The sequence below is a fragment of the Arthrobacter sp. SPT-J7 genome (assembly GCF_059089965.1).
In genome coordinates this window covers 1-499 of sequence record NZ_JBNHFF010000557.1, presented here as the reverse complement: position 1 = coordinate 499, position 499 = coordinate 1, and the positions used below count along the sequence as shown (strand labels likewise).

Annotated in this window: 2 protein-coding genes; both read left to right on the top strand. The window is 59.7% G+C overall.

All coding sequences use genetic code 11. The annotated features are described in order from the left end of the window. Nucleotides 1-111, top strand: a 111-nt coding sequence (locus AC5RWX_RS34250) for a 30S ribosomal protein S10 (protein WP_494100570.1), incomplete at its 5' end; no start/stop codon positions are given. 17 nt (nucleotides 112-128) lie between these two features. Continuing rightward, nucleotides 129-499, top strand: a 371-nt coding sequence (gene rplC, locus AC5RWX_RS34245; RefSeq protein ID WP_494100569.1) for a 50S ribosomal protein L3, incomplete at its 3' end; no start/stop codon positions are given.

Here is a 499-nt window from a genome sequence, read left to right as displayed (position 1 = left end):
ATGCGCACGCACAAGCGTCTTATCGACATCATCGATCCCACGCCGAAGGCTGTTGATTCGCTCATGCGTCTCGACCTGCCGGCAGACGTGAACATCGAAATCAAGCTGTAGGGAGGTGCTGAGAGACTATGACCGCAACCCGTAACGTAAAGGGCCTGCTGGGCACGAAGCTCGGCATGACCCAGGTCTGGGACGAGAACAACAAGCTCATCCCCGTCACTGTGGTCCAGGCAGATTCGAACGTCATCACCCAGCTGCGCAACGCAGAAGCTGATGGCTACGTAGCCGTACAGATCGGCTACGGCCAGATCGATCCCCGCAAGGTCACCAAGCCGCTGGCTGGTCACTTTGAGAAGGCAGGCGTCACGCCTCGCCGCCACGTCGTCGAACTCCGTACCGCAGATGCTGCTGAGTACGAGCTGGGCCAGGAGCTCTCCGTAGAGGTCTTCGAAGCCGGCCAGAAGATCGACGTCATCGGCACCACCAAGGGTAAGGGCTG